Origin of the sequence: Pseudomonas capeferrum (assembly GCF_013523055.1) — a bacterium.
Lineage (GTDB): Bacteria > Pseudomonadota > Gammaproteobacteria > Pseudomonadales > Pseudomonadaceae > Aquipseudomonas > Aquipseudomonas capeferrum_A.
Genome location: NZ_JAAMQM010000017.1, coordinates 20,404 through 37,191, shown reverse-complemented (window position 1 = coordinate 37,191; position 16,788 = coordinate 20,404). Strand labels below are relative to the sequence as shown.

The 16,788-nt window shown below is 57.7% G+C and carries 14 protein-coding genes; 10 read left to right on the top strand and 4 right to left on the bottom strand.

All coding sequences use genetic code 11. The features are described 5' to 3' along the window. Positions 1 to 84 precede the first annotated feature (84 nt). Positions 85 to 972 carry a LysR family transcriptional regulator gene (locus G7009_RS19185; RefSeq protein ID WP_181131669.1) on the top strand — a complete coding sequence of 296 codons (888 nt, stop codon included), beginning with the start codon at positions 85 to 87 and terminating at the stop codon, positions 970 to 972. 254 nt (positions 973 to 1,226) lie between these two features. Here G7009_RS19185 and gyrB read toward each other — a convergent pair whose 3' ends face one another. Genes gyrB through dnaA form a run of 4 tightly spaced genes read right to left on the bottom strand, consistent with a single transcriptional unit; the run spans position 1,227 to position 7,433 of the window. After that, positions 1,227 to 3,647 (bottom strand): DNA topoisomerase (ATP-hydrolyzing) subunit B, encoded by a 2,421-nt coding sequence (gyrB, locus tag G7009_RS19180; protein ID WP_181131668.1) that lies wholly within the window; start codon positions 3,645 to 3,647, stop codon positions 1,227 to 1,229. A 4-nt stretch (positions 3,648 to 3,651) separates the two neighbouring features. Further along, positions 3,652 to 4,755, bottom strand: coding sequence for a DNA replication/repair protein RecF (recF, locus tag G7009_RS19175; protein ID WP_181131667.1), 1,104 nt, complete (start codon positions 4,753 to 4,755; stop codon positions 3,652 to 3,654). Positions 4,756 to 4,771: 16 nt separating this feature from the next. Beyond that, the gene (gene dnaN, locus G7009_RS19170) at positions 4,772 to 5,875 is read right to left on the bottom strand and encodes a DNA polymerase III subunit beta (RefSeq protein ID WP_181131666.1); all 1,104 of its coding nucleotides are present in this window, start codon (positions 5,873 to 5,875) and stop codon (positions 4,772 to 4,774) included. A 40-nt stretch (positions 5,876 to 5,915) separates the two neighbouring features. Then, the gene (gene dnaA / locus G7009_RS19165) at positions 5,916 to 7,433 is read right to left on the bottom strand and encodes a chromosomal replication initiator protein DnaA (RefSeq protein ID WP_181131665.1); all 1,518 of its coding nucleotides are present in this window, start codon (positions 7,431 to 7,433) and stop codon (positions 5,916 to 5,918) included. Between the two features lie 580 nt (positions 7,434 to 8,013). Between dnaA and rpmH the strand changes: the two genes are divergently transcribed. The 9 genes from rpmH (at position 8,014) to G7009_RS19120 (ending at position 16,708) form a co-directional block, all read left to right on the top strand. Further along, a complete protein-coding gene (gene rpmH, locus G7009_RS19160; RefSeq protein ID WP_003253163.1) occupies positions 8,014 to 8,148 on the top strand; it encodes a 50S ribosomal protein L34 in 135 nt (44 codons plus the stop codon). A 13-nt stretch (positions 8,149 to 8,161) separates the two neighbouring features. After that, positions 8,162 to 8,566, top strand: coding sequence for a ribonuclease P protein component (gene rnpA / locus G7009_RS19155; RefSeq protein ID WP_181131774.1), 405 nt, complete (start codon positions 8,162 to 8,164; stop codon positions 8,564 to 8,566). Continuing rightward, entirely contained in the window at positions 8,559 to 8,804 is a 246-nt protein-coding gene (gene yidD, locus G7009_RS19150) for a membrane protein insertion efficiency factor YidD (RefSeq protein ID WP_181131664.1), read from the top strand. The genes rnpA and yidD overlap by 8 nt, the downstream gene beginning before the upstream one ends. 2 nt (positions 8,805 to 8,806) lie before the next feature. Further along, positions 8,807 to 10,489, top strand: coding sequence for a membrane protein insertase YidC (yidC, locus tag G7009_RS19145; RefSeq protein ID WP_181131663.1), 1,683 nt, complete (start codon positions 8,807 to 8,809; stop codon positions 10,487 to 10,489). A gap of 86 nt (positions 10,490 to 10,575) precedes the next feature. Beyond that, a complete protein-coding gene (mnmE, locus tag G7009_RS19140; RefSeq protein WP_181131662.1) occupies positions 10,576 to 11,946 on the top strand; it encodes a tRNA uridine-5-carboxymethylaminomethyl(34) synthesis GTPase MnmE in 1,371 nt (456 codons plus the stop codon). Positions 11,947 to 12,476: 530 nt separating this feature from the next. Then, positions 12,477 to 14,369 (top strand): tRNA uridine-5-carboxymethylaminomethyl(34) synthesis enzyme MnmG, encoded by a 1,893-nt coding sequence (gene mnmG / locus G7009_RS19135; RefSeq protein ID WP_181131661.1) that lies wholly within the window; start codon positions 12,477 to 12,479, stop codon positions 14,367 to 14,369. Beyond that, the gene (gene rsmG / locus G7009_RS19130) at positions 14,366 to 15,016 is read left to right on the top strand and encodes a 16S rRNA (guanine(527)-N(7))-methyltransferase RsmG (protein WP_181131660.1); all 651 of its coding nucleotides are present in this window, start codon (positions 14,366 to 14,368) and stop codon (positions 15,014 to 15,016) included. The genes mnmG and rsmG overlap by 4 nt, the downstream gene beginning before the upstream one ends. A gap of 18 nt (positions 15,017 to 15,034) precedes the next feature. Then, on the top strand, positions 15,035 to 15,826 hold the full coding sequence (locus G7009_RS19125) for a ParA family protein (RefSeq protein ID WP_181131659.1): 792 nt from the start codon (positions 15,035 to 15,037) through the stop codon (positions 15,824 to 15,826). A gap of 9 nt (positions 15,827 to 15,835) precedes the next feature. After that, on the top strand, positions 15,836 to 16,708 hold the full coding sequence (locus G7009_RS19120; protein WP_181131658.1) for a ParB/RepB/Spo0J family partition protein: 873 nt from the start codon (positions 15,836 to 15,838) through the stop codon (positions 16,706 to 16,708). Positions 16,709 to 16,788 lie beyond the last annotated feature (80 nt).

Below are 16,788 nucleotides of genomic sequence, written 5' to 3'. Positions count from 1 at the left end.
TTTTCACTGTGAAAACGTTAGATTTCACTCAACCGCTGTGCGTTTTAGCGCACCCATCTAGATCTCAGGCTCCCAAGGAAAGGCATGTTCGACTGGAACGATCTAAGGTTCTTTCTCGAGTTGCAGCGCAGCGGTCGCTTGCTGACGGCAGCCAAACGCCTGAACACTACCCACAGTACCGTGGCCCGGCATATCGAAAGTATCGAAAAGAGTCTCGGGACAGCGCTGTTCGTGCAGCATGCGCAGGGTTACGAACTGACACCCTCCGGCCAGGCCTTGCTCAAGCACGCCGAAGCCATGGAAAACGTCGCCTTGCTGGCACAGGAGGAAATCACCCAGGCCATCACGCCGCTCGGCAAGATTCGTCTTGGCGTGACGGAGGGCATCGGCATCATGTTCTTCACGCCGCGGATGAACGAACTGTTCAAGCGCTATCCGGGCCTGGAAGTGGAGTTGGTCGCGGTGCCACGTTTCGTCAGTATCCTGAACCGCGAAGCCGAGATCAGTATTCATTTGGAGCGGCCCAATGCCGACCTGTTGATAACTCGCAAGCTGACGGATTACCGACTGGCGCTCTATGCCAGCCCCGGATACCTGGCAAAGGCACCGCCACTGCGGCACCGCGAGGACCTCGCGTTGCACAGCTGGATCGGCTATGTCGATGATCTGCTGTTCAGCCAGGAGTTGCTGTTCCTCAACAGTTTCTGCCGCGCGCCCAATGTAGCGTTTCGCAGCACCAGCGTGATTGCCCAGCAACAGGCGGCCAGAGCGGGGCTGGGCATTGCCGTCTTGCCCAACTATATGGCCAGGCATGATGCTGCTTTGGTGAGGGTGTTGCCTGACGAGACGATCCAGCGAAGCTACTGGATATGTACTCGGCGTGAGCTGCACAAGTCGGTACGTCTTCGTGTGGTCTGGGATTATCTGTTATCGGTGTGCGCGCGCGAGCAGGAATCGCTACTGGCGGAGTAGGCGGCTTTCGGTGAAGGGTGTTCCAAAGGCGGTAATCGCTAGAGCAGGGCACTTGAAGCGTATGTTCAGGTACGTCGTCTGGTTCCATGCAACAGAAACGATAAGCTTGCAGTTCAGCAAGCTCAGAACCAACTGCGGGCTGTGATGCTCGGTCGCTAGATCCACAGACCCAAAAAAAGGCCAACCTTGATGGTTGGCCTTTTTGTCGCTGAAATCGACAGTGGTCGAATCAGCGGATCCTGCAGCTTTGCTTATCAGAAGTCCAAGTTGGATACCGATAGCGCATTGCTTTCGATGAACTCACGTCGCGGTTCTACAGCATCACCCATCAGGGTATTGAAGATCTGATCGGCAGCGATGGCATCTTCGATGGTGACCTTGAGCATGCGGCGAACGGTCGGGTCCATGGTGGTTTCCCACAACTGGTCCGGGTTCATCTCGCCCAGTCCTTTGTAGCGCTGGATGGTATGGCGCTTGGCGGTCTCGTTCATCAGCCAGTCGAGGGCTTCCTTGAACTCGACCACGGCCCTGCGCCGCTCGCCACGTTTGACGTAAGCCCCTTCGCCCAGCAGGGTAGCCAGCTTGCCGCCCAGTACCACCACAGTGCGGTAGTCATTGCTGCCGAAGAAGTCACGGTTGAAGGTCACGTAGCTGGCCTGGCCGTGCGAAGTGATTTCCACCTCTGGCAGCCAGACGTTGCGCTCCTTGTCTTCTCGCAGGCTCGCGTTGTAAGCCAGGCCGGACTTCTGGGTAGTGTTCAGACGTTCCTGGAATCGCGCCAACCACGCCTGCATCACCGCATGGTCGCCCAACTGCTCGAGGGTGACCTCCGGCAGATAGAGGAAGTGCTCAGTGAGCTCCTGCGGGTACAAGCGCGATAGACGCTTGAGTGTCTTCATCACGCCGCGGAACTCGTTGACCAGGCGCTCCAGCTCCACGCCCGATACCGCTGGCGCAGACTCGTCCAGATGAAGGCTCGCGTCCTCCAAGGCCGACTGCGTCATGTACTCTTCCATGGCGTCGTCGTCTTTGATGTATTGCTCTTGCTTGCCTTTCTTGACCTTGTACAGCGGTGGCTGAGCGATGTAGATATAGCCGCGCTCCACCAATTCCGGCAGCTGGCGGAAGAAGAAGGTCAGCAACAAGGTACGGATGTGCGAACCGTCGACGTCAGCATCGGTCATGATGATGATGTTGTGATAACGCAGCTTTTCGATGTTGTACTCGTCGCGACCGATGCCGCAGCCCAATGCGGTGATCAGCGTACCCACTTCCTGGGACGAGATCATCTTGTCGAAACGCGCTTTCTCTACGTTGAGGATCTTGCCCTTGAGCGGCAGGATCGCCTGCGTCTTACGATTCCGACCCTGCTTGGCCGAACCACCCGCGGAGTCGCCCTCCACCAGGTACAGTTCGGAAAGGGCAGGGTCCTTCTCCTGGCAGTCGGCGAGCTTGCCTGGCAAGCCGGCGATGTCCAACGCGCCTTTACGACGAGTCATCTCACGCGCCTTGCGAGCGGCTTCACGAGCGCGGGCAGCGTCGATCATCTTGCCGACCACGGCCTTGGCTTCTCCTGGATTTTCCAGAAGGAAGTCGCTGAAGTACTTGTTCATCTCCTGTTCCACAGCAGTCTTCACTTCCGAGGAAACCAGCTTGTCCTTGGTCTGCGAGCTGAACTTGGGATCAGGCACCTTGACCGAGATGATTGCAGTCAAGCCTTCACGGGCATCGTCACCCGTGGTGGAAACCTTGTTCTTCTTGGCCAGGCCTTCCTGCTCGATGTAGCTGTTCAAGCTGCGCGTCAAGGAAGAGCGGAAGCCGACCAGATGAGTACCACCGTCACGCTGGGGAATGTTGTTGGTGAAGCACAACAGGTTCTCGTTGAAGCTGTCGTTCCACTGCAAGGCAACTTCTACACCTACGCCATCGTCGCGCTGGACGTTGAAGTGGAACACCTGAGCATTCACAGGGTTCTTGTTGGTGTTCAGGTATTCGACAAACGCCCGCAATCCGCCTTCGTACTTGAAGAATTCTTCCTTGCCCGAACGTTCATCCTTGAGCAGGATGCCGACGCCCGAGTTTAGGAATGAAAGCTCACGAATTCGCTTGGCCAGTATGTCCCAGCTGAAGTGAATGTTCTTGAAGGTTTCCGCGGACGGCTTGAAATGGATATGCGTGCCAGTGATTTCACTGTCACCCACGATCGCCATCGGAGCTTGAGGCACACCATGGACATAGGTCTGCTCCCAGACCTTGCCACTACGACGCACGGTCAGCACCAACTTTTCGGACAACGCGTTCACTACCGACACGCCTACACCATGGAGGCCGCCAGAAACCTTATAGGAGTTGTCGTCGAATTTACCGCCAGCGTGCAACACGGTCATGATGACTTCTGCCGCGGAAACGCCTTCTTCTTTATGCACATCCACCGGAATGCCGCGACCGTTATCGCGTACGCTGATCGATTCATCCGGATGGATAATTACGGTGATGTCGTCACAATGCCCGGCGAGCGCTTCGTCGATCGAGTTGTCGACCACTTCGAACACCATGTGGTGCAGGCCGCTACCATCATCTGTGTCACCGATATACATGCCGGGACGCTTGCGCACGGCATCCAGCCCTTTCAGCACCTTGATGCTGGAAGAGTCGTACGTTTGATTTTCGCTCATGCCTTCACTCCCGATGGTCGTGGGTCTGGGTAAGACGCCCTTGTTCCACGTGGAACAAGGCCACTGGCGTTTCCGTTTGCCAGCTTCCCCTCAGTAGTTCGTGATCTACACAGGTAATAAAAACCTGGCAATGTAATTCTTCAAGCAAGCGGCACAATGCCTGGCGATGCTGCTCATCCAATTCGGATGGCAGATCATCTACAAGATAGATGCATTGCCCTCTACGGCTCTGACTGACGAGATGCCCCTGAGCAATACGCAGCGCACAGACAACGAGCTTTTGCTGGCCCCTGGACAGAATGTCGGCTGCATTGTTGGCACTCAAGCGCAGACGCAAATCGGCACGTTGAGGGCCAGCCTGGGTATGTCCCATCTGCTGGTCACGAAGGAGGGAGGAGGCGAGTACTTCACTCAAATCCCGATCCTTGTCCCAGCCTCGGTAATAGCTCAGGGTAAGCCCATCAAGTTCGACCAGTTCACTCAGGGTTCGCTCGAAGACCGGCTTCAAGGCCTTGATGTAGTTGCGACGGTATTCATCTATCTCGGCGCTCGCCAGGCATAATTCCCTGTCCCAGGCGGCTTGCGAAACTGCGTCAAGTGTACCATGCCGCAACCATGAGTTTCGCTGCCGTAGCGCCTTCTGGAGGCGTTGCCAAGTGGACATGAAGCGGGGTTCCACGTGGAACACACCCCAGTCCAGAAACTGTCTGCGAATCTTGGGAGCACCCTCAAGCAATCGGAAGCTATCCGGGTTGATCACCTGCAAGGGCAGGATTTCGGCCAGCTGGGCAGCACTGCGGGCATTCTGGCCATCGATACGGATGCTAAAGTCGCCATGGCGATCTCTTGAGATTCCCAGGTTGCTGGAGCCGCCTTCTTGCAATTCCACCTGGCCGAAAACCGTGCAACTCGGCTGTTCGTACTGTATGACCGGATTCAGGCGTGTACTGCGGAAGGAACGGGCCAGCCCCAGCAGATGAACGGCCTCCAGAATACTGGTCTTGCCGCTGCCATTGGCGCCATAAAGAATGTTGATGCGAGGAGACGGAGAGAAGGTCACCGACTGCAAATTGCGTACAGCGGTGACCGAAACACGAAGTAGGGACATCTGGGCCTGCTACAGGTTACAGACGCATCGGCATGACAACGTAGGCTGAGTCATCGTTGCCGGCTTCCTGCAGCAGAGCACTGCTGTTGGAGTCGGACAGGATAAGACGAACCTGTTCGGTGGTCATGACGCCCAGCACATCCAGTAGATAGCTGACGTTAAAGCCGATCTCGAGCGAACCGCCCGTATAATCGACGCTGATCTCTTCCTCGGCTTCTTCCTGTTCGGGGTTATTGGCCTGGATCTTCAACTGACCACTGGCCAGCTGCAGTCGAATGCCCCTGTACTTCTCGTTGGACAGAATAGCGGTACGGCTGAAGGCCTCGCGCAGTGCCTGTCGATCACCGATCACCAACTTGTCGCCACCCTTTGGCAGGACACGTTCATAGTCAGGAAATTTGCCGTCTACCAGCTTCGAGGTAAAGGTGAACTCACCCGTGGTAGCTCGAATGTGGTGTTGTCCCAATACGATGCTGACCATACCCTCGGGGTCGGTCAACAGACGTGCCAGTTCAAGAATACCTTTGCGTGGGACGATCACTTGATGGCGTTCGGCCTGGCCAATGGCGGCCTGCATGGAACACAGCGCCAGGCGATGCCCGTCGGTGGCGACTGCACGCAGGGTATCGGTTGATACCTCGAGCAGCATGCCGTTAAGGTAGTAGCGCACATCCTGCTGGGCCATGGCGAAACTGGTGCGCTCGATGAGACGACGCAGGCGGCTTTGTTCCAGGTTGCAGGTCAGCGAGCCTGGACCTTCCTCGACGGTTGGAAAGTCGTTGGCCGGCAGCGTCGAAAGGGTAAAGCGGCTGCGGCCAGCTTTTACCAGGAGCTTCTGTTCGTCCAACCTGATGTCGATCAGGACGTCACTGGGCAGGCTCTTGCAGATGTCCATCAGCTTGCGCGCCGGGACCGTGATCTCGCCCGGCTCGGCGGGTTCTTCCAACTGCACGCGGCCGACCAGTTCCACTTCCAGGTCGGTACCGGTCAACGACAGCTGCTGTCCTTGCACGACAAGCAGCACATTGGACAGTACCGGCAAGGTCTGGCGGCGCTCTACTACGCCTGCGACCAGTTGCAGTGGTTTCAACAGGGCTTCGCGTTGAATGGTGAAATGCATGGTCTAGTCCCTTGCCTTCCAGAAGCCGCGCTACGGACGATCAGGTCGTCAGCGTGCGCAGCAGGTTCTTGTAGTCCTCGCGAATATCCGCGTCGGATTCTTTCAGTTCGTTGATCTTGCGACAGGCGTGCAGCACCGTTGTGTGATCACGGCCACCAAACATATCGCCTATTTCAGGCAGGCTATGGTTGGTCAGTTCCTTGGACAGAGCCATGGCAACCTGACGAGGCCGCGCAACGGATCGCGAGCGCCGCTTGGACAGCAGATCGGAAATCTTGATCTTGTAGTACTCGGCCACGGTGCGCTGGATATTATCCACACTGACCAGCTTGTCCTGCAGCGCCAATAGATCCTTGAGCGACTCACGGATCAGCTCGATCGTGATATCACGCCCCATGAAGTGTGAGTGTGCGATGACACGCTTGAGCGCGCCTTCCAGCTCACGAACGTTCGAGCGGATACGCTGGGCGATGAAGAATGCAGCGTCATGAGGCAGATCGACCTTGGCCTGGTCAGCCTTCTTCATGAGGATCGCCACCCGGGTTTCAAGCTCGGGCGGTTCCACAGCGACCGTCAGCCCCCACCCGAAGCGCGACTTGAGGCGCTCCTCCAGGCCTTCGATCTCTTTCGGGTAACGATCGCTGGTCAGGATGACCTGCTGTCCACCTTCGAGAAGCGCGTTGAAGGTGTGGAAGAACTCTTCCTGGGAACGTTCCTTGCGCGCGAAGAACTGGATGTCGTCGATCAACAGTGCATCCACCGATCGGTAGAAGCGCTTGAATTCGTTGATGGCGTTGAGCTGCAACGCCTTGACCATATCCGCCACGAAGCGCTCGGAATGAAGGTAAACCACCTTGGCATTGGGGTTCTTCTTCAAGAGATGGTTACCCACCGCGTGCATCAGGTGAGTCTTACCCAGGCCGACGCCTCCATAAAGGAAGAGCGGGTTGTAGCCATGCTTGGGGTTATCCGCGACTTGCCAGGCTGCCGCCCGGGCCAGCTGGTTGGACTTGCCCTCGACAAAGGTCTCGAACGTGAAGGTGCGGTTTAGATAGCTGGTGTGCTTGAGCGCACCTTCGACCTGCACCGTACGCGGCTCCATACGACCGTTGCCGGGCTGGGCAGGCGCGGAATCCTCCATGGCATCGAAACTGTTGCGCGAAGGCGTCGCCTGAATATCCCCAGGCAGTATCAATGCAGGCGCGGCCGGCGCGACCGGTTCCGGGGCGCTGACCTGAGCAGGCTGCTGGGCCAGTGTGGCAGCCATGGCCGCGCTGACCGGTGCGTTGGGGGCTGCACGTGGCGCAGAGCTGCGACGGCTTCCTATTAATAAGGAAAGAGCGGGGGCCATGCCGTTGCCATGCTCCCCCAGCAGCTCCAGAAGGCGGCTCAGGTATTTTTCATTCACCCAATCGAGGACGAAACGGTTGGGCGCATAGACACGCAACTCGTCGCCTTCAGCTTCGACCTGTAGCGGACGGATCCAGGTGTTGAATTGCTGGGCAGGCAGTTCATCGCGCAGGAGTTCCACGCACTGCTGCCAAAGTTCCACTGACACGGATATCCCCTGAGTTGAGCGCCGGTGAGGCAAAAACAAGCCGCCATTGTACCGAGCGGATGAGCACTTATCCACATAGGCGTGCAATGCGGATGACATCATGAGTGCATAAATCGACCAAAATGGCCCATGCCACCTGTGAATAAACTCTGTGCATAACTGCACTTGAGATCTTTGCACAACCCTATGCAAAACCCTGTGGATAAATCCGCTGTGGATAAAATAGCTTTCTATCCACAGGATTGAGGCGGGTATCACACAGGCGCAGCACCTCTTACCGACAATGTTTCAAATCTCTGTACAACCCTAGAATAAAGGCCTGCAACGTTTTATCCACAGATATCGGGTTCCTTAAGCTTTATAAGATTTACTAGAAAGCTTTTTAATACCTCTCTTTATTTTCTATGTTTAAGACCGTGATCCGGCTTCGCCCCGTTCGATTCATCCGACGAACGCCATGTCTGTCCGACAAGTAATGGTTGGTTGGAAATTGACCTATGGGCTTGCTTTCTCTAGAATCGCCGGTCTCTTAAAACGGGGGCCATTCCGGCCCGTTGTCGACGAACCCAGGTAACACGCCATGAAACGTACTTTCCAACCAAGCACCATCAAGCGCGCGCGCACTCACGGTTTCCGTGCTCGCATGGCAACCAAGAACGGCCGCGCAGTTCTGTCGCGTCGTCGTGCCAAAGGCCGTAAGCGTCTGGCCATTTGATTTTTCGGCACAGGTGGTGAGTCAGGACTTCAGTCGGGACAAGCGACTGCTTACACCCCGGCATTTCAAAGCGGTCTTCGACTCCCCAACCGGCAAGGTTCCAGGGAAAAACCTGCTTATCCTTGCCCGCGAGAACGGGCTCGATCATCCTCGTCTCGGCCTGGTGATCGGCAAGAAAAGCGTCAAGCTCGCCGTTCAGCGCAATCGCCTCAAACGCTTGATGCGCGATTCCTTTCGCCTGCACCAGCATCTGCTGACAGGTTGGGATATCGTGGTCGTCGCGCGTAAGGGGTTGGGTGACGTAGAAAACCCAGAATTGCACCAACACTTTGGCAAGCTCTGGAAGCGCCTTGCTCGCAATCGGCCCTCCCCAGCAGTGAATGCCGATTCCCCACGGGTAGACAGTCACGATGCGTAAACTGGCCCTCGTACCGATCCAGTTCTACCGTTATGCCATCAGTCCTTTGATGGCCAGTCACTGTCGTTTCTATCCCAGTTGCTCCTGTTACGCCTATGAAGCCATCGATACGCATGGCCTCATGCGTGGCACCTGGCTGACCGTTCGTCGCCTGGGGCGCTGTCATCCGTGGAACCAGGGCGGATTCGATCCGGTTCCGCCTGCTCCTTCCTCCCGAACTTCTTCGATAGCCGAGTAATCATGGATATTAAACGCACGATCCTGATCGTCGCCCTGGCAATCGTGTCCTACGTCCTCGTCCTAAAGTGGAACGATGACTACGGTCAGGCTGCCTTGCCGACTCAGAATACTGCTGCCAGCAACGTTGCCCCGACGCTGCCGGATACCGTACCAACCGGCAATAACGGCGCCAGCGCCGATGTGCCGAGCGCCAATGGTGAATCCAGCCCAGCCGAAGTGACACCTGTCGCAGTCAGCAAGGACCTGATCCGGGTCAAGACCGATGTCCTGGACCTGGCTATCGATCCGGTGGGCGGTGATATCGTCCAACTGGCACTGCCTTTGTATCCACGGCGCCAGGATCATCCGGACATTCCGTTCCAGCTGTTCGATAACGGCAGCGAGCGCGTCTATCTGGCCCAGAGCGGCCTGACCGGCGCCAACGGTCCTGACGCTCGAGCCGCGGGTCGTCCTCTGTACTCGGCCGAGAGCAAGCGCTTCCAGTTGGCCGACGGTCAGGACCAGTTGGTCGTCGATCTGAAGTTCAGCGAGAACGGCGTCAACTACATCAAGCGCTTCAGCTTCAAGCGTGGTGAATACGATCTGGCCATGAACTACCTGATCGACAACCAGAGTGGCCAGCCCTGGAACGGCAACCTGTTCGCCCAGCTCAAGCGCGATGGCAGCTCCGACCCGTCCTCGAGCACTGCCACCGGTACGGCTACCTATCTGGGTGCGGCCCTGTGGACAAGTGCGGAGCCGTATCGCAAGGTGTCGATGAAGGACATCGACAAAGGCAGCCTGAAGGAAAACGTTTCCGGCGGTTGGGTTGCATGGCTGCAGCATTACTTCGTCACCGCGTGGATTCCGAACAAGTCGGACAACAACATTGTTCAGACTCGCAAGGATAGCCAGGGTAACTACATCATCGGCTATACCGGTCCTACGTTGAACGTGGCTGCCGGCGCTACCGCTGAAACCAGCGCAACGCTCTATGCGGGTCCGAAGAGCCAATCCAAGCTCAAGGAATTGTCCCCAGGCCTGGAGCTGACCGTCGACTACGGGTTCCTGTGGTTCATTGCACAGCCGATCTTCTGGCTGCTGCAACATATCCACAGCCTGCTGGGTAACTGGGGCTGGTCGATCATCGTTCTGACGATGCTGATCAAAGGGCTGTTCTTCCCGCTTTCCGCGGCCAGCTATCGTTCGATGGCACGTATGCGTGCCGTCGCGCCGAAACTGGCTCAGTTGAAGGAACAGTTCGGTGACGATCGCCAGAAGATGTCTCAGGCGATGATGGAGCTCTACAAGAAAGAGAAGATCAACCCGCTGGGCGGCTGCTTGCCGATCCTGGTACAGATGCCGGTGTTCCTGGCCTTGTACTGGGTACTTCTCGAAAGTGTCGAGATGCGCCAGGCGCCTTGGATGCTGTGGATTACCGACCTGTCGATCAAGGATCCGTTCTTCATCCTGCCGATCATCATGGGCGCTACCATGTTCATCCAGCAGCGATTGAATCCGACGCCACCGGATCCGATGCAGGCCAAGGTCATGAAAATGATGCCGATCATCTTCACGTTCTTCTTCCTGTGGTTCCCTGCCGGTCTGGTGCTGTATTGGGTCGTGAACAACTGCCTGTCCATCACCCAGCAGTGGTACATCACCCGTGGTATCGAAAGGGCGACCAAAAAGGCCGCTGCATAACAGGCTAATACGCTAGCCTGTGTATAAAAACGCCCCCTAGTGGGGCGTTTTTGCTATCTGTCGAATCTGTTCTCGAGGCTTCCAGCATGAACACCGTCCGTGAAACCATCGCTGCCATCGCCACTGCTCCTGGTCGTGGAGGCGTGGGCATCGTCAGGCTCTCCGGCCCATTGGCCCACCAGGCGGGCCAGGCGATCACCAAACGCACTCTGAAGCCCCGGCATGCCCATTACGGGCCGTTCAGCGCCGAGGATGGCCAGGTCCTGGACGAAGGCATTGCACTGTTCTTCCCTGGGCCCAATTCCTTTACGGGCGAGGATGTCCTGGAGCTGCAGGGCCATGGAGGCCCGGTGGTCCTGGACATGCTCCTGCAGCGCTGCTTGCAGCTGGGCTGTCGGCTGGCCAGAGCAGGAGAGTTCAGCGAGCGTGCCTTTCTCAACGACAAGCTCGACCTGGCGCAGGCGGAGGCGATCGCCGATCTTATCGAGGCCAGTTCAGCGCAAGCTGCGCGTAATGCCTTGAAGTCACTGCAAGGCGAATTCTCCCGTCGTGTGGATAAACTCACAGAGTCGCTGATTGCGCTGAGGATCTATGTGGAGGCCGCGATCGACTTCCCTGAGGAGGAAATCGATTTTCTTGCCGACGGTCATGTGCTCGGTCTGCTCGATGCGGTACGTCAGGAGTTGTCCACGGTACAGCGCGAGGCTGGCCAAGGCGCGCTGTTGCGCGACGGGATGAACGTAGTCATCGCCGGACGCCCCAATGCCGGCAAGTCGAGCCTTCTGAACATGCTCGCGGGTCGAGAAGCCGCCATCGTTACCGATATTGCCGGCACTACTCGGGACATTCTCCGAGAACATATCCACATCGATGGCATGCCGCTGCATGTCGTGGATACGGCCGGGCTGAGGAATACGGATGACCAAGTCGAGAAAATAGGCGTCGAGCGGGCGCTCAACGCTATCGCTGAAGCAGACCGGGTGCTCCTGGTGGTCGACTCCACAGGCCCAGAAGCAAGTGATCCCTTTGCACTGTGGCCGGAATTTCTGGACCAGCGGCCAACACCCGCCAAGGTCACCTTGATTCGTAACAAGGCCGATCTGAGTGGCGAACCGATAGCAGTCGAGCAATGCGACGACGGGCACGTCACCATCACTCTGAGTGCGCGCGACCCTGACATGGGGTTGGACCTGCTGCGTGAACACCTCAAGGCTTGCATGGGCTATGAGCAGACCTCGGAGAGCAGCTTCAGCGCACGTCGTCGACATCTGGAAGCCCTTCGCCAGGCCAGTGCGCATCTGGAGCACGGAAGGGCGCAATTGACGCTGGCGGGTGCTGGTGAGCTCTTGGCAGAGGACCTGCGCCAAGCACAACAGGCGTTGGGTGAGATCACAGGCGCGTTCAGTTCCGACGACCTGTTGGGAAGAATCTTCTCCAGCTTCTGCATTGGCAAATAGATATCCACCGGGTATCTATCCACAGATACCCATTTTCCTCCCCGTTCCACCCCCTCAGTTTCATCCACAGACGGAATTTTCCACCTCGATCCTCCCAAGCCTCTCTCAAAACGCCTGTGAATTTATCAACAGGTGTCTTTTCTTGCGCCTAAGCCCTGTGGAAAACCATACTTCAGCTCTCTTGATAACTGGGGCTACAAGCTGGTGATAGAACCGCCTGTGGATAAATAGGCATTTAATCCACAGGTTAAACCGAGTTATCCAGACCCCTCCGCTGTAGTAGCACACAGGGTTTAAAATCTCTGTACGCACTGATTTTACTCGTGTACAGAGCTTTATACACAGATATGTGCCTGTGTAAGAATAAACATAAAAACAAAGCTTTTATAAATCTTTTCTCTCTATTTCTATTGCCTGCCATTCATCCACAGCCTGATCAAAATTTGCGCAAGAGGTTTCTTTGAGCAGGGGGAAGTCCCTATACTTGTCCGCTTACCTTCTCTATTCGCAAAACAGGCACGAGGTGCGTGGTGGATTTCCCTTCCCGTTTTGAAGTGATCGTCATCGGCGGCGGCCATGCCGGTACCGAGGCTGCGCTTGCGTCCGCTCGCATGGGTGTCAAAACCCTGCTGCTGACCCACAACGTGGAAACCCTTGGTCACATGAGCTGCAACCCGGCGATCGGTGGCATTGGCAAGAGTCATCTGGTCAAGGAGATCGATGCGCTCGGCGGTGCAATGGCATTGGCTACCGACAAGAGCGGTATCCAGTTCCGCGTGCTCAACAATCGCAAGGGCCCAGCAGTACGTGCCACGCGTGCTCAGGCAGACCGTGCCATCTACAAGGCCGTGGTGCGCGAGATCCTCGAGAACCAGCCGAACCTGTGGATATTTCAGCAATCCTGTGACGACCTGATCGTCGAGCAGGATCAGGTTCGCGGTGTCGTCACGCAGATGGGATTACGTTTCATGGCTGACGCCGTGGTGTTGACGACCGGGACCTTCCTCGGCGGACTTATCCACATCGGCCTTGAGAATTTTTCCGGCGGTCGTGCGGGCGATCCACCTGCCATTGCCTTGGCACGTCGTCTTCGAGAGATGCCATTGCGCGTTGGCCGATTGAAGACCGGTACTCCACCGCGTATCGATGGTCGCTCGGTGGATTTCTCGCTAATGACCGAGCAGCCAGGCGACACGCCGATTCCGACCATGTCGTTCATGGGCAATGCGCGGATGCATCCCCGTCAGGTCAGCTGTTGGATCACCCATACCAACGCCCGTACCCACGAGATCATCGCTTCCAACCTCGATCGCTCGCCGATGTATTCCGGCGTGATCGAAGGTGTCGGACCGCGTTACTGTCCGTCGATCGAGGACAAGATCCATCGCTTCGCGGACAAGCAGAGTCACCAGGTATTCATCGAACCCGAGGGCCTGACTACCCACGAGCTCTACCCGAACGGGATTTCGACTTCGTTGCCGTTTGACGTGCAGTTGCAGATAGTGCGCTCGATCCAGGGCATGGAGAACGCCCATATCGTGCGTCCAGGCTATGCGATCGAATACGACTATTTCGATCCGCGCGACCTCAAGTACAGTCTGGAAACCAAGGTCATCGCAGGCCTGTTCTTCGCAGGGCAGATCAATGGCACCACGGGCTACGAGGAAGCGGGCGCCCAGGGACTGCTGGCCGGAACGAACGCCGCGCTGCGCGCGCAGGGTCGCGAAAGCTGGTGTCCGCGACGCGACGAGGCCTACATCGGCGTGCTGGTGGATGACCTGATTACCTTGGGTACGCAGGAGCCGTATCGCATGTTCACCTCGCGGGCCGAATATCGCCTGATCCTGCGCGAGGACAACGCCGACCTGCGTCTGACCGAAAAGGGTCGCGAGCTTGGTCTCATCGATGACCAGCGCTGGGCTGCCTTCTGCACCAAGCGCGAAGGTATCGAGCGCGAGGAGCAGCGTCTGAAAAGTACCTGGATACGTCCGGACACCGCTCAAGGACAGGCAGTTGCCGATAAATTCGGCACGCCGTTGACTCACGAGTACAACCTGCTGAGTCTGCTGAGCCGACCTGAAATCGACTACGCCGGCCTGGTCGAAGTGACCGGCAGCGTGGATATCGCTCCGCAGGTAGCCGAGCAGATAGAGATCAAGACCAAGTATGCTGGCTACATCGATCGCCAGCAGGAGGAGATCGCACGACTGCGTGCCAGCGAGGACACAGCCCTGCCAGCGGATATCGACTACACCACGATCTCCGGACTGTCCAAGGAGATCCAGAGCAAGCTCGGCCAGGCTCGACCACAGACGCTGGGCCAGGCTTCGCGCATCCCCGGTGTCACCCCGGCGGCGATTTCCCTTTTGCTGATTCATTTGAAAAAGCGCGGCGCTGGCCGCGGATTGGAGCGAAGCGCTTGAGTTCCCTGGTCACCCCGCAGCATGCACAAGAGTTGTCCACAGGCGCGCGCGAGCTCGGCGTAGAGCTGAGTCCGCAGCAGCATGAACGACTGCTGGGCTATCTGGCGCTGTTGATCAAATGGAACCAGGCCTACAATCTCACCGCCGTACGCAACCCGGACGAGATGGTCTCGCGCCATCTCCTCGACAGTCTCAGCGTCATGAGGTTTATCCACAATGACACCGAGCGTTGGCTGGATGTGGGCAGCGGCGGTGGCATGCCGGGCATACCGTTGGCTATCCTCAACCCGCACAAGCAGGTCACGCTTCTCGACAGCAACGGCAAGAAGACTCGATTCCTCATGCAAGTAAAAATGGAGCTGAAGCTGGACAACCTCCAGGTTATCCACAGCCGCGTCGAGGAATACCGACCTGAGCATCCCTTTTGTGGAATCATCTCCCGAGCGTTCAGCAGCATGGAGAATTTCACCAACTGGACCCGCCACCTGGGCGACACCAGGACGCAGTGGCTTGCAATGAAAGGGCTGCATCCTGCCGACGAACTGGTAGCATTGCCCGCAGACTTCACAGTGGACAGCGAGCAGGCCTTGACCGTACCGGGTTGCCAAGGCCAGCGCCATCTACTGATACTGCGCCGCAAGGCATGACAGGGAACACACGCAACAATGGCTAAGGTATTCGCAATCGCGAACCAGAAGGGTGGCGTGGGCAAGACCACCACCTGTATCAATCTCGCCGCATCGCTGGCTGCAACCAAGCGCCGCGTGCTGCTGATCGATCTCGATCCACAAGGCAACGCCACCATGGGCAGTGGCGTGGACAAGCACGTTCTCGAACATTCGGTCTATGACCTGCTGATCGGTGAATGCGACCTGGCCCAGGCCATGCACTTTTCCGAGCATGGCAACTACCAGCTGCTACCCGCCAACCGCGACCTGACCGCCGCGGAAGTGGTGCTGCTGGAAATGCAGGTCAAGGAAAGTCGTCTGCGCAATGCGCTGGCGCCGATTCGCGACAACTACGACTTCATTCTCATCGATTGCCCGCCGTCCCTGTCGATGCTCACCCTCAACGCGCTGGTCGCCTCCGATGGCGTGATCATTCCCATGCAGTGCGAGTATTACGCGCTGGAGGGTCTGAGCGACCTGGTGGACAACATCAAGCGTATCGCCGCGCGGCTCAATCCCCAGTTGAAAATCGAGGGATTGCTGCGAACCATGTTCGATCCGCGCCTGAGCCTGAACAACGATGTCTCGGCGCAGCTCAAGGAGCATTTCGGCGAGCAGCTGTACGACACGGTCATTCCACGCAATATTCGCCTGGCCGAAGCGCCAAGCTTCGGCATGCCCGCGCTGGCGTACGACAAGCAATCGCGCGGTGCGCAGGCCTACCTGGCGCTGGCCGGTGAGTTGGTGCGTCGTCAACGCCGTCAATCACGTACTGCCCAGACAACGTAAGGAATCCGCATGGCCGTTAAGAAACGAGGTCTGGGACGCGGGCTGGACGCACTGCTCAGTGGTCCTACCGTCAGCGTGCTCGAGGAGCAGGCGGTGAAGGTCGATCGCAGGGAGCTGCAGCACCTGCCGGTCGAGGTGATCCAGCGTGGCAAGTACCAGCCGCGCCGGGACATGGACCCACAGGCACTGGAAGAGCTGGCCCAGTCGATTCGTAGCCAGGGCGTGATGCAGCCGATCGTGGTTCGTCCGATCGGCGAAGACCGCTACGAGATCATTGCCGGTGAGCGCCGTTGGCGCGCCACCCAGCAGGCCGGCCTGGACACCATCCCCGCGATGGTCCGGGAAGTGCCGGATGATGCAGCCATCGCCATGGCGCTGATCGAGAACATCCAGCGTGAGGACCTCAACCCTCTGGAAGAGGCCATGGCCTTGCAGCGTCTGCAGCAGGAGTTCGAGCTGACCCAGCAACAGGTGGCCGATGCCGTGGGCAAGTCGCGGGTGACCGTGGCCAACTTGCTGCGCCTGATTTCCCTGCCGGAAGCGATCAAGACCATGCTCGCGCACGGTGATCTGGAAATGGGCCACGCGCGTGCATTGCTCGGTCTCGAGGAGGCACAGCAGCTCGAGGGGGCGCGTCATGTTGTCGCACGTGGGCTGACCGTGCGCCAGACCGAGGCACTGGTGCGCCAATGGCTCAACGGCAAACCTGAAGAGGTCGAGCCGGCCAAGGCCGATCCGGATATCGCACGCCTCGAACAGCGTCTGGCAGAGCGTCTGGGCTCTGCGGTACAGATACGTCACGGTAACAAGGGAAAAGGCCAGCTGGTAATTCGCTACAACTCGCTCGACGAGTTGCAAGGTGTTCTCGCTCACATCCGCTGAAACAATTCCTGATGTAGGCGTAGTCGGAAATCACTACCTGATAGTTGAATAGGGGTTGATCCACCCCTATACTCTGCGCG